Below are 11,941 nucleotides of genomic sequence, written 5' to 3' on the forward strand. Positions count from 1 at the left end.
GGGACGGAGGGTATCGATGATCAAAGTGCTCGTCGTCGACGACTCCGTGGTGGTACGCAGGCTCATCGTCGACTCGCTCGGCGGCGCCCCGGACATCGAGGTGGTCGGCACCGCCGCCAACGGGCTGCTGGCCCAGGCGAAGATCGACTCGTTGAAGCCCGACGTCGTCACGATGGACATCGAGATGCCGCAGATGAACGGCATCGAGGCTGTCCGGGAGTTGCGCAAGCGGCACCCACGACTACCGGTGATCATGTTCAGCACGCTCTCGGCCGCCGGGGCGAGCGCGACGCTGGAGGCGCTCTCCGCAGGCGCGACGGACTACGTGACCAAACCGAGCAACGTCGGTTCCGTCGCGCAGTCCATCGCCGCTGTGCGGGAGCAGCTCATACCGAAGATCCACGCACTCGCCGGCCGCCGCACCGTGGCACCGAGCCGGCCGGGTCTCGGCAACGCGCCGTCCCGGCCCGGAGCGCCACCTCCCATGCCCGGGCGACTCGGTCTTCCGCCCCGCCCCGGCTCGCAGCCCCCGGCGCGTCCTGCCGGCGCACCGGCGGTTCCGGTCCGGCGCGGACCGGCCGGCCGGGTGGACATCCTGGCGATCGGCTCGTCGACCGGCGGTCCGGACGCCCTGACCAAGGTGCTCCAGTCGCTGCCCAGCGACCTGCCCGTACCGATCGTGGTGACCCAGCACATGCCGCCGGTCTTCACCCGGATGTTCGCCGAGCGGCTGGACCGCAGCACCCCGCTGCACGTCGTCGAGGCTGTGGACGGCATGGAGCTGGCGCCCGGCACTGTCTATATCGCTCCCGGCGACAAGCACCTCGTGCTGCATCGCCGGGGCACCGCGACGCTGACCCAGCTCAGCGGCGCGCCGCCGGAGAACTCGTGCCGTCCGGCGGTCGACGTGATGTTCCGCTCGGTGTCGGCGCTCTTCGGGGCGTCCGTCTTCGCGACGGTGCTGACCGGCATGGGATACGACGGACGGAGTGGTGCGAAGGTGCTGCGTGACGCAGGCGCCGAAGTCCTGGCGCAGGACGAAGCGAGCTCGGTGGTCTGGGGGATGCCCGGGGCCGTCGTGGGCGCGGGCCTCGCCGACGAAGTGCTGCCCCTGGACCGGATCGCGGCCGCGCTGATCCAACGGGTCCAGGCCGGCCGCGCACCACGAGCTACGGCGGTGACCCGATGACCCTTTCGCAGTCCGACTTCGAATTCGTGTCGGCGATGGTCCGGCGTGAAGCGGCGATCGTACTCGCGCCCGGCAAGGAATACCTGGTCGAAGCGCGGCTGATCCCGGTCGCACGGCAGGTCGGCGCCGCCAGCGTCGCCGAGTTCCTGGCCAATCTGCAGCGCAAGCCGAACCCGGCCGACCAGCGCCGGATCATCGACGCGCTGACCACGAACGAGACCTCGTGGTTCCGCGACCGGGAGCCGTTCACCGCGCTCACCGACGTGGTGCTGCCCGACCTGGTCAAGAGCCGGGCCACCACCCGCAAACTGCGGCTCTGGTCCGCGGCGAGCTCCAGCGGGCAGGAGGCGTACAGCCTGGCCATCACGTTGCAGGAACAGCTGCCGGCCGGGTGGCAGTACGAGATCATGGGCAGTGACATCTCCACCGAGATGGTCAAGCGGGCCGAAGCGGCCGAGTACAGCCAGGTGGAGGTCAACCGCGGCCTGCCCGCGAGCCAGCTGGTGCAGTACTTCGAGCGCGCCGGCGCCCATTGGCGGATCGCGCAGCACCTGCGGCGCAACGTCTCGTTCAAGCACATGAACCTGACCACGCCGCTACCGGCCATGGCGCCGTTCGACGTGATCTTTCTGCGAAACGTACTCATCTACTTCGACGTCGCGACGAAGAAGTCGGTGCTGCGTAACGTCGCCCGGTTACTTCGACCGGACGGCTGGCTTTTCCTCGGTGCGGCCGAGACGACGATCGGGATCGATGACAACTACGAACGGGTGGCAGCCGGCCGGACCTCTGCCTACCGAGTTCGAAGCGCGGTACCAGCCGGTGCCGTTAGGAAGGGGTGAGCTGCGGTGCGCGCCATGGTGATCGACGATTCGCGGGCGATGCGGATGATTCTGAAGCGCATCGTCGCCAAACTGAACTTCGAGGCGGTGGAGGCAGGGGACGGCCAGGAGGCCCTCGACCTGCTCGCCACGATGACCGAGGTGCCGGAACTGGCCCTCATCGACTGGAACATGCCCAACATGAACGGGCTCGAGTTCGTGACCAAGGTCCGCTCGGAGCCGCGGCTCCGGGAGATGACCCTGGTCATGGTGACCACCGAGAGTGAACAGAGCCAGATCGTCCGGGCGCTCGCCGCGGGCGCCCACGAATACGTGATCAAGCCCTTCACCGAAGGGGCGATGATCGAGAAGCTGGCCCTGTTGGGCCTGGTACCGACCGGAGCGAACTCATGAGCGTCGAAACCGTGGTGACCCAGGACGACCTTGCCGAGATGGTGGAACAGGTCTGGGCGTCCTACCTGGACCCCGAGGGGGTCAGCCCGCTGATCCCCACCGGGGACGACAAGCAGGCCACGGAGGTGCACTCCACCGTCTCGATCACCGGGACCTGGCACGGTCACCTCGTGTACGCGTCGTCCATGCTGGCCGCCCGCAGGGCCGCCGCCGCCTTCCTGGCGATGGACGCCGACGAGGTCGGCGCCGAGGACATCTCCGACGTACTCGGCGAGCTGGCCAACATCGTCGGCGGCAACGTCAAGGCGATGCTGCCGGCCGGTTGCTTCCTGTCGCTGCCGACCGTGGTCCTGGCTCCCGAGACCGCGTCGTACTACCCGGCCGCCGAGCGGATCAGCGGCCTGTGGGGTCAGTGGGAGGGCGAGAGCATTTCTATTTCGATGTGGCAGAGCGTCAAGCATGGGGAGGCGGCATGAAAATCCTGATCGCGGATGACAGCCGGGTCATGCGTCAGATCGTGACCCGGACGCTACGCCAGGCCGGATTCGACGGCCACGACCTGGTCGAGGCCGCCGACGGCCAGGAAGCCCATGACAAGGCCCAGGCGGAGAAGCCCGACCTGGTCATCTCGGACTGGAACATGCCCGAGATGACCGGCATCGAGGTCCTGCGCAAGCTCCGCGCCGCGGGCAACGACGTCAAATTCGGCTTCGTCACCTCCGAGTGCACGGAGGAGATGAAGAGCGCCGCGGAGAGCGCGGGCTCGGCCTTCTTCATCGTCAAGCCGTTCACAGCAGAGCAATTCGACGAGGTCTTCTCTCCTATTTTGGGATGATATAGCTATGTCTGACACCTCGGTTATCCCCGTCGCCCTGACCGTCAAGAACCTCTTCGAGGACCTCCTCGGCAGGGACGTCACCGTCGCCTCCGGCGACCCCATGACCGCGACCGACCTGCCGACGGGCGTGTTCGCCATCTACACGGACACCTCCCAGCAGCTCTACGCGGTGCTGGGCATGCAACTCTCCCTGGCGGCGAACGCCGGAGCGGCCCTCGGCCTGCTCCCCGCCGGCGCCGCCGAGGACGCCATCGACGAGAAGAAGCTCTTCCCGAACCTCGCCGAGAACGTCTTCGAACTCTGCAACGTCCTGACCAGCCTGCTCAACCGCCAGGGTGCCCCGCACATCAAGCTCTACCAGGTGATCACCCCGGGCATGGACCTGCCCAACGACGCGCGGGCGCACCTGCTCGCCCTGGGCAAACGGCTCGACCTCACCATCGAGGTCGCCCGCTACGGCAAGGGAAAATTCTCGCTGTCACTGGCCTGACCGCGACACCCACTCGCAGAACGGGCCAGGGCCGAGCAACACGGCCCTGGCCCTTCCGCATGTGTGACGACCATCGCTGTCCGGTATCTGGCAGCGCCTGGAGGGCGTGTGCAGCTACGGCATCGCTAACGTGGTCGAATGCACTTGACTAGTGACAACCCTCTGCGATGCATCGGCGCACGATGCGACAGTCCAGGGAAAGAAAGTGGGGAGCGGCCTCAAAGAGGCGGCTCCCCAGCTTTAGTCGTCGAGCTTCCAGCTCTGCCACCCACCCTAGCATCGGGTGACTGACATGCCCAGCAACTTGGATGCGCCGCTGGGCTCCCCCTACGGTGCTCATGTCACGGCCAGGCTTCTCGACTTCTTCGCGGATACGACGCCGTGGCCGCGTCGATTGTGGGACGTCAGCAGCGTCCTCGCGCTGGAGGAAGCGTGGGAAGCCGGTGACTGGCAACGTCAGCAGGTTCTCTCCGCGGGTGCCGTGTCGTGGTATCTCCACACTCTCGAGCGAATACTCGGCCCTGACCGCGGGCTTGGTGACGGCATGGTCCGTAAAGAGTTGACCCAGTTGCTGCGTTCCGGTTTGGCCCCTGACAGCCAGCAGCGGCGGCGTCTGCGTCAGCTCATGCCGCTGGTTACGGATGGTTACCTGGCGCGGTGGATGGCAGCGGTGGAGGTCGTTGCTCCGCCATCACCTGAGCGGCTCGCGCGGGCCGTGGCGACCCACCTGCTGGATCGCGGCTGGAGTTCGGGCCGGCTGCACCGATGGGTGCGCGATGCCCTGTTGCTTCCGGGTGTCAGCCTTCGGGATCTCCTTCAGGAAGCCGCCGACTTCGCCGCGCTCGACGACAGCGAATTCGAGGTGCTGGTGCCATTCGTGTCTCTGCCCGATCATCAAGATCTGGCGGAATGGCTACCGGAGTGGCGCCCGGCGCCCGTGGTGGCAGCCTGGTTCGAAGGCCAGGGAGTGGCAAGCCGCCCGCGGCACAATGGGGCTTTTCTCTATCGGATTCAGGCCAAGGACGCGGTGGCGGCTGCGCGCAAGGCTGGGGCGCTGGTGTTGAGGCTGGAAGCGCGGAGCTCTTTCGCGCGTACCGGCAGGGACCGGCTACAGCCTGTCGGGCGGGTGTGGGTCGGGAATTATCCCGAGCCGTTGCCTGTGCAGTTTCCAGCCCGTGGCGCGGACGTTCTGGCTCTTCAGCGGGAGCGGACGATGTATTCGGTCACCGGCTCCGATCGTCTGGACGACGCGTTGGAGTTGGCGGCGCCTGTCAATGGCGGCCCACCCGCGTCGGCGGTGTCGGGGGCATGGGCGGCGATCGAGTCGTTGATGTACCACCCCGGGGACAAGAGCGACCCGAGTGCCGGTCGTGCGGTGGCGGCCGACCGCATGGCCTCTCTGGTGGCCTGCTCCTGGCCGCGAGCTGAACTCACTGCTTTGTCCTACCGCCACAAGCCGCCGGAGCCCGACGAATTGAGCCTCGCTCTTGCGAACGCACAGAGCAACGCTGAGCGCTGCGACGTGCTGGTCGGGGTGCTCAGCACGCCCGGCCAGCCGGCGCTGACGAGAGCGAGTGACGTTGCGGCCCGTCAGCGGATGGCGAATTTGCTGATGAGCCCGCACCGGGAGCTCGCTGACGTGCAGCTCGTGTACTCAGGCGTGTTGCGGCGGTTGTACAGGCAGCGCAACATCGTTGCTCACGGCGGCACCACTGCGGCGGTTGCTCTTGAGGCTGCGCTTCGAACGGCTGCGCCGCTGGTCGGCGCGGGCCTCGACCGTCTCGTGCATGCCTCGCTGACGCAGGGCCTCGAACCGCTGGAACTGGCCGCGCGGGCGGAGAATTCGCTTGCCCTGGTGGGCGACCCGCTCGGTCGAGGCGTGACCAGGCTGCTGGATTGAGGGGACCGAGAAGGTCGGCACGGGTCAGGGTTGGGTGGCGTCCATGCGGCGGTGGGCGCCCCCCTGTTCCGGGGGTGTGGTGAGGGCGGCTGTGGGGAGGTGGGCGAGGTTCTGGTCGCGGCGGAGGCGGGTGGCGGCCCGGCTGAGGGTCTGGCGGGCGGGGTCGAGGCGTTGGGGGGCTGCTGACCAGCCGTAGCGGAGCAGGTCGGCGGTTGGGGGGCGGGTGGTGGTGGAGAGTTCGTAGCCGTTGGCTTCGAGGCGGCTGCCGAGGGCTGCTTCGCAGAGGGCGATCTCTTCGGCGGTCAGCCGGGACTGCCAGCTGCGTACGCGTTGCGTGGTGACGGGTGTGTGCGTACGCGCGTGCCAGGTTTTGAAGGTCGGGACCGCGACCTGCGCGACGGCTGAGGGTTGGGCCATGGCCGGGTGGTAGTCCTCGCCGAGGTATTCGCAGAGTTCGGTGAGGCGGCCGTGCGGGTCGGCGACCAGGTCCTCGTAGCGTAGTTCGAACCACTGGGACGAGTTCAGTCTGCGGGCTGCGCGGCGGGCGTCGTCGACGGCGCGGGACCAGGCGGCGACCGTGGCGTAGATGTCCTTGCGGTGCCAGGACATTTCCTTCAGAGAGGCTACGCAGTCGCGGCCGTCGCGGACGATGTTGACGAACTGGGCGTCCGGGAAGAGGCGCAGCATGATGTCGATGTTGTGGAGGTACGCCGGCCGCTTGTCGCCCCAGCGCGGTTTGCCGAAGCGGGCCGCGTACTGCTGGAAGATCGTGCCGAGGGCGGAGCCGAGGGTGGCCTGTGCGGCGGTGATGCGCTCGACGGTGTCCTCGGGGTCGAGGCCCAGGTCGCAGAAGCGGGTTTCGCGCCGGTCGACGATGCTCCGGGCGAGGGCTCGCCGGTTCTCCGGCCGGCGCAGGTCGCCGTGTTCGCGGCGGTCCCGGTAGGCCGCCAGGACGAAGCGGGTTTCCGGCGGGATCGCGATCCGGGGGTGGGCATGCAGCATGAGCTGCAGCATCGTGGTGCCCGAGCGTGGGCAGCCGACGACGATGATCGGTCGGTCTGGGCAGTCGCTCACCGGACTTACCATATTGCCCGAAATGCCGATTGTTAACTAATTGTCAACGCGTGTCGCAAAGGTTAGCTTTCCGAAGCGGAAGAGGGACCGGGTGTCGGCGTCACCCGGGTCCCCGGCTCCTCCGTCCTGCCGTACCCCGCGGTGACAAAACGCAGGCCGGCCAGCAGTATCGCGGCGATCGGCACGGCGATGAGGAAGCGCAGCAGCACCTCGCCGATGTCGACCTCGTTGAGCACGTAGCGATACAGCGCCGGCGCGCTGATCAACAGCGCGAACGCCAGGACGGAGGGCCGGATCACGGGTCAGCCCCGGCGGGCCGGCCGGCGGGGCAGCGCAGCCATCGGCACCACGTCCGCCGCGATCCGGGCGCAGAGCATCGCAGCCCAGGAGTGCGGGGTGGCGGGCTTGCCGTCCAGCGAGACGATCGGCAGGTCCAGGCCGAGCACGGTGGCCGGGTCCGAGGTGATGTCCACCCCATGGACGACCAGCGCCTCGACGTCGCCGAGAGCGCGCAGATGCCGTGCGGTGTCCGCGGTCTTGCGCGTGGCGTCGACCACCGCCCACACCGCGGTCGCCCCGATCGCCGCGCACATGTCGGTGACCCAGATCGGATCGGTACGCCCCACGGTCGCGTCCACCACGACGATCCACGCGTGATCGGCGCTCTGCAGCTTCTCCGCCTTGGTCCTGGCGGTTTCCGGGTCGCCCAGGATCCGCGAGGAGTGCATGCCCGTACCCGCCGCTGTCGGTCCGCCCATGAGCAGGTGTGCCTGGTCGATCCCGGACTGCTCGCACAGCCGCTTGCCGATCGGCACGGCATGGTCGAAGTCGCCGGCCAGCACCAGGATCTCGCCCGGAGCGTCCGGGACACCCGGTGCCATCGGGCGGGAGGCGAGGACGCTCAGGACGCCGGCGTACGTGTCGCCGCCGACGATCTGGGCCGCCATCTCCTCGGGCATGCCGACCTTGATCAGGTTCTGCTGCACCGTGTCGTAGTGCTGGTGCCGGATCGTGGCGGGCGGCTGCGCCATCGGGCTCGTGATGTGCGTCGCCGGGATCGCCGACACCGGGCGGTCCAGGCCGAGCCCGCCGAGCTGCTCGACCAGGCTGGTCGCGGCCGGTGAGGTCGGGGCCAGCCCGTACGCCTCGGCGGGCGTGCGGGGCGGTGCCGGGCTCTGTGCCGCTCGCATCGCGGCCGGGGTCGGTGGCACCTGCGGGCTGTCGTTCACCCCGAGACCGCCCATCAGCTCCGCCAGGGACGGGACGGGAGGCAGGGGGCGTACGCCGCCCGCGGACCCGCCGTTGACCGGTGACCCGGTGGCCTGCGCCGGCCGGAAGGGCCGCACGGTCGGGCTTTCCGGCCGTTCTGGTTCGGCGGCCGCGGCGGGCGGCAGTGGTGGTGCCGTGGCGCGCGGAGCCGGCCTGTTGTACGCCTCAGCCCGGTCCAGGTTCGCCATCAGCTCGGCAAACGCCGTCTGCGGATCGCTCAGGCCACGAGAAGCCACCGGCCCGTCGCCGCTGAACGGGCCCCCGAGCCCAGAACCGCCGCCAAGCCCGAGACCGCTCCCAAGACCGGGCCCGCCAAGACTGGGCCCGCCTAGATTGGGCCCGCCTAGATTGGGCCCGCCTAGATTGGGCCCGCCTAGATTGGGCCCGCCAAGACTGGGCCCGCGCCCGGTCATGGCGGCGACGGTGTCGTCCATCCCCGCGCCCCGGCTCACGGCCCGGTCGATGCCGGCCGGCCCGTCGTCGTGCGCGATCCGGTCCCGGGACTCGGCCCGGGCCAGCAACTGCTCCAGCGTCTGCGGGCCGTCGTCGGCCGGAGCCGGGCGGCGTGGAGTGGCGGCGTGTTCGTCGGGGTCGGGAACCTCGACGGACAGCTCGTAGTGTTGCTTGGCGAAGAACCCGCCGAAGCCCCCGGACCGGACCTTGTCCGCCGAGATGATCCGTACCGAGGAGCCGTATTCGTCGCGCACCTGCGCGAGCAACGGCTCGATGGCCGGCCCCTCAAGCAGCACCCGCGTAGGCACCGTTCACCACCCCCATCGTTTCTATCTGTGCGGTGGAACCAGAGATCTCCGAGTAGGACAGCACCTGCACGCGTCGGGAACCGGCGCGCAGGAGACGCATGAGTGGCAGCCGTAGCTGCGGGGAGCAGGCCAGCACCGGGGTGATCCCGGACTGCTCGGCGGCCTCGACGAGCCGGCCGGCCTCGCTGACGATCGCCTCGGCACGCAGCCCGTCGATCGCCATGAAGGCACCGGTCTCGCTGGGCCGCAGGGCTTCGAGCAGGCCTTGCTCCAGCATGGGGTCGAGGGTGATCACCGTGAGCCGGCCGCCTGCGGCGTACTGGGCGGCGATGGCCGGGCCCAGCGCGGAGCGGGCCGCTTCGACCAGGCCGTCGTGCTCCGCGGAGACCTTCGCGCGCAGGGACATCGACTCGAAGATCCGGACCAGGTCGCGGATCGGTACGCCCTCGTCGAGCAACGCCTGCAGCACCCGCTGGATCTGGCCGAGGCTGAGCAGCGTCGGGGTCAGCTCCTCGACGACGACCGGGTGGGTGCGCTTGACCATCTCGGTCAGCGACCGCACGTCCTCGCGGCCGAGCAGGCGGCTGGCGTTGGTCCGGACGATCTCGGCGAGGTGCGTGATGATGACCGAGGCCCGGTCGACGACCGTCGCGCCGGAGAGCTCCGCCTGGTAGTGCAGCTCGGCGGGAACCCACTTGCCGGCCAGGCCGAACACCGGTTCCACCCCGGCGCGCCCGGGCAGCGCCTGCAGGCTGTCGCCGATCGCGAGGACCGTGCCGGGCGGCGCCTGGCCGGTGCCGGCGTCGACTCCGGAGATCCGGATCGCGTACGACGAGAGCGGCAGATCCAGATCGTCACGCGTACGCACGGGCGGCATGATGATGCCGAGCTCGAGCGCCATCTTGCGCCGCAGCGCGCGGACCCGGTCGAGCAGGTCGCCGCCGTTGGTGTCCACGAGGTCCACGAGGTCGGGCGAGAGTGCCAGTTCCAGCGGGTCGACCCGCATCTCACCGAGCAGCTGCTCGGGGGAGTCCGGCGACGGTTTCTCGACGTCGGCCACGGCAGCGGCGGCCGCCTCCTCGGGGTCCGGTTCCTTGATCCGCTGCGCGATGAGCAGCACCGTCGCGCCGATGATCAGGAACGGGACCTTGGGTAGGCCGGGGATGATGCAGAGGCCGAGCGCCGCGCCACCGGCGATCCGCAGGGCCAGCTTGTTCTGGCCGAGCTGGGCGGTGACGCTGGTGCCCATGTCGCCCGACGTCGCCGAGCGGGTGGTGATCAGACCGGTGGAGACCGACAGCAGCAGCGCGGGGATCTGCGACACCAGGCCGTCGCCGACGGTCAGCAGGCTGTAGACGTTCATCGCGTCGGCCGGGGACAGCCCCTGCTGGAGCATGCCGACGGCGAACCCGCCGACCAGGTTGATGACGGTGATGATGATGGCGGCGATCGCGTCGCCCTTGACGAACTTGGAACCACCGTCCATTGCGCCGTAGAAGTCGGCTTCCGCGGCGACCTCGGCGCGGCGGCGCTTGGCCTCGGCATCGTCGATGAGCCCGGCGTTGAGGTCGGCGTCGATCGCCATCTGCTTGCCGGGCATGGCGTCGAGGGTGAACCGGGCACCGACCTCGGCGACCCGCTCGGCACCCTTGGTCACCACGATCATCTGCACGATGATCAGGATCAGGAAGATCACCAGGCCGATGACCAGCGAGCCGCCGACCACGAAGTCGCCGAACGCGTGGATCACCTTGCCGGCGTCGCCGTCACGCAGCACCAGCCGGGTCGCACTGATGTTGAGCGCCAGCCGGAACAGCGTCATGACCAGGAGCAGAGCCGGGAAGACCGAGAATTCCAGCGGCTTCTGGACGAACATCGAGACCAGCAGGACCAGCAGCGCGATGGTGATGTTGGTGGCGATCAGCAGGTCGAGCAGGAAGGTCGGCAACGGCACGACCATCATGACGATGATGCCGATCACCCCGATGGGTACGGCAAATCTGCTGAGGTTGCGATCCTTCACGGCCCCCCTTCCACCTGCTGATACTGACGCAGGCGGGCCGCCGATGTGAGGAAAACTCCCAGATGGGACGGATTGTCAGGAGGGGTGTGGGTTCGGGTTGCGGTGCGTCCCGGCCGCCGCGCCCTTCGACTTGAGGCTCATCACGAACGCGAGCACCTTGGCCACCGCGCCGAAGAAGTCCGCGGGGATCTCCATCCCGATCTCGACGTTCTTCTCCAGGGCCCGGGCCAGGGCGATGTCCTGGACCAGCGGGATGCGGTTCTCGGTCGCCACGTCGCGGATCTTCTGCGCGATCGCGCCCTGTCCCTTGGCGATCACCCGCGGCGCGCCCTTGTCCGCCTCGTAGCGCAGCGCGACGGCGACGTGGGTCGGGTTGATCAGCACCACGTCCGCGGTCGGCACGTCGGCCATCTGGCGGTTGCGGGCCATCGCCATCTGCTTGGCCCGGATGTGGCCCTTGAGGTGCGGGTCACCCTCGGAGTTCTTGTTCTCCTGCTTGACCTCTTCCTTGGTCATGCGCAGCTGCTTGTTCGTGCGGCGGCGGACCACGAAGTAGTCGGCCGCGGCCATCACGATGCCGGCTACCGAGGCCGCCCGGATCAGCCCGATGGTGGCGTCGTTGACCACGGCGAGCAGGGACCCGATCTGCAGCCGGCCGGCGGTCATCAGCAGCGGGACGATGTCCTTCATCGTGGACCAGAGCACGAGACCCAGCACCGTGGTCTTGATCAACGCCTTGCTGCCCTCCCACAGCGCCTGCGGGCCGAGCATCTTCTTGATGCCGGGCAGCGGGTTGAGCCGGCTGAACTTGGGGATGAAAAGCTTGGTGGCGACCCGGATGCCGCCCTGCGCCCCGGCCGCCGCGATGCCGACCGCCATCATCGTCAGGGCCAGCGGCAGCACCGCCCAGGCCGCGCTCATCAGGCCGTTGCGCAGGATGCTGAGCGCCACCGAGGGGTCCGGGTCGGCGATGATCTCCGGGATCTTCGTCATCAGCTCGCGGGACTGGCCCATCGCGGAGCGCATCGTCCGGGGCAGCATGATGCTGGCGGCGAGCATGCCGAACCAGGCGCCGACGTCCTGGCTGCGGCCGATCTGGCCTTCGGCTTTGGCCTTCTTGAGTTTCTGGGGTGTCGGTTGTTCGGTTTTCTCACCGGACACG

The 11,941-nt window shown here is 68.9% G+C and carries 12 protein-coding genes; 7 read left to right on the forward strand and 5 right to left on the reverse strand.

What is annotated here, in order from left to right; translation table 11 throughout:
• The first annotated feature begins 16 nt into the window (after positions 1-16).
• The 7 genes from Aco04nite_RS29055 (at position 17) to Aco04nite_RS29085 (ending at position 5,652) form a co-directional block, all read left to right on the forward strand.
• Complete coding sequence (locus tag Aco04nite_RS29055; RefSeq protein WP_213000442.1) at positions 17-1,189, forward strand: protein-glutamate methylesterase/protein-glutamine glutaminase; 1,173 nt, start codon at positions 17-19, stop codon at positions 1,187-1,189.
• Positions 1,186-2,031 carry a CheR family methyltransferase gene (locus Aco04nite_RS29060; protein ID WP_213000443.1) on the forward strand — a complete coding sequence of 282 codons (846 nt, stop codon included), beginning with the start codon at positions 1,186-1,188 and terminating at the stop codon, positions 2,029-2,031. Before Aco04nite_RS29055 ends, Aco04nite_RS29060 begins: the two co-directional genes overlap by 4 nt.
• 15 nt (positions 2,032-2,046) lie before the next feature.
• Positions 2,047-2,424 carry a response regulator gene (locus Aco04nite_RS29065; RefSeq protein WP_239158991.1) on the forward strand — a complete coding sequence of 126 codons (378 nt, stop codon included), beginning with the start codon at positions 2,047-2,049 and terminating at the stop codon, positions 2,422-2,424.
• On the forward strand, positions 2,421-2,900 hold the full coding sequence (locus Aco04nite_RS29070) for a chemotaxis protein CheX (RefSeq protein ID WP_213000444.1): 480 nt from the start codon (positions 2,421-2,423) through the stop codon (positions 2,898-2,900). The genes Aco04nite_RS29065 and Aco04nite_RS29070 overlap by 4 nt, the downstream gene beginning before the upstream one ends.
• The gene (locus tag Aco04nite_RS29075) at positions 2,897-3,259 is read left to right on the forward strand and encodes a response regulator (protein WP_203838114.1); all 363 of its coding nucleotides are present in this window, start codon (positions 2,897-2,899) and stop codon (positions 3,257-3,259) included. The genes Aco04nite_RS29070 and Aco04nite_RS29075 overlap by 4 nt, the downstream gene beginning before the upstream one ends.
• 7 nt (positions 3,260-3,266) lie before the next feature.
• Complete coding sequence (locus tag Aco04nite_RS29080) at positions 3,267-3,752, forward strand: hypothetical protein (protein WP_213000445.1); 486 nt, start codon at positions 3,267-3,269, stop codon at positions 3,750-3,752.
• A 292-nt stretch (positions 3,753-4,044) separates the two neighbouring features.
• Positions 4,045-5,652, forward strand: a complete 1,608-nt coding sequence (locus Aco04nite_RS29085; RefSeq protein WP_213000446.1) for a hypothetical protein — start codon at positions 4,045-4,047, stop codon at positions 5,650-5,652.
• A 24-nt stretch (positions 5,653-5,676) separates the two neighbouring features.
• Here the strand turns inward: Aco04nite_RS29085 and Aco04nite_RS29090 are convergent, their stop codons facing one another.
• From Aco04nite_RS29090 to Aco04nite_RS29110, 5 genes are all read right to left on the reverse strand, one after another.
• Positions 5,677-6,726 (reverse strand): sulfotransferase family protein, encoded by a 1,050-nt coding sequence (locus Aco04nite_RS29090; RefSeq protein ID WP_244876376.1) that lies wholly within the window; start codon positions 6,724-6,726, stop codon positions 5,677-5,679.
• 62 nt (positions 6,727-6,788) lie between these two features.
• A complete protein-coding gene (locus Aco04nite_RS29095) occupies positions 6,789-7,025 on the reverse strand; it encodes a hypothetical protein (RefSeq protein WP_213000448.1) in 237 nt (78 codons plus the stop codon).
• A 3-nt stretch (positions 7,026-7,028) separates the two neighbouring features.
• Entirely contained in the window at positions 7,029-8,756 is a 1,728-nt protein-coding gene (locus Aco04nite_RS29100; RefSeq protein ID WP_213000449.1) for a hypothetical protein, read from the reverse strand.
• Positions 8,734-10,779 carry a flagellar biosynthesis protein FlhA gene (locus Aco04nite_RS29105; protein ID WP_213000450.1) on the reverse strand — a complete coding sequence of 682 codons (2,046 nt, stop codon included), beginning with the start codon at positions 10,777-10,779 and terminating at the stop codon, positions 8,734-8,736. The genes Aco04nite_RS29100 and Aco04nite_RS29105 overlap by 23 nt, the downstream gene beginning before the upstream one ends.
• 75 nt (positions 10,780-10,854) lie before the next feature.
• On the reverse strand, positions 10,855-11,940 hold the full coding sequence (locus Aco04nite_RS29110) for an EscU/YscU/HrcU family type III secretion system export apparatus switch protein (protein ID WP_213000451.1): 1,086 nt from the start codon (positions 11,938-11,940) through the stop codon (positions 10,855-10,857).
• Position 11,941: the final 1 nt, after the last annotated feature.

The sequence above is a fragment of the Winogradskya consettensis genome (assembly GCF_018332715.1).
GTDB lineage: Bacteria > Actinomycetota > Actinomycetes > Mycobacteriales > Micromonosporaceae > Actinoplanes > Actinoplanes consettensis.

What these genes read in the sequence shown, in the direction of transcription:
- Aco04nite_RS29055 (WP_213000442.1), top strand. Translation starts at nt 17, where the DNA reads ATGATCAAAGTGCTCGTCGTCGACGACTCCGTGGTGGTACGCAGGCTC.
- Aco04nite_RS29060 (WP_213000443.1), top strand. Translation starts at nt 1,186, where the DNA reads ATGACCCTTTCGCAGTCCGACTTCGAATTCGTGTCGGCGATGGTCCGG.
- Aco04nite_RS29065 (WP_239158991.1), top strand. Translation starts at nt 2,047, where the DNA reads ATGGTGATCGACGATTCGCGGGCGATGCGGATGATTCTGAAGCGCATC.
- Aco04nite_RS29070 (WP_213000444.1), top strand. Translation starts at nt 2,421, where the DNA reads ATGAGCGTCGAAACCGTGGTGACCCAGGACGACCTTGCCGAGATGGTG.
- Aco04nite_RS29075 (WP_203838114.1), top strand. Translation starts at nt 2,897, where the DNA reads ATGAAAATCCTGATCGCGGATGACAGCCGGGTCATGCGTCAGATCGTG.
- Aco04nite_RS29080 (WP_213000445.1), top strand. Translation starts at nt 3,267, where the DNA reads ATGTCTGACACCTCGGTTATCCCCGTCGCCCTGACCGTCAAGAACCTC.
- Aco04nite_RS29085 (WP_213000446.1), top strand. Translation starts at nt 4,045, where the DNA reads ATGCCCAGCAACTTGGATGCGCCGCTGGGCTCCCCCTACGGTGCTCAT.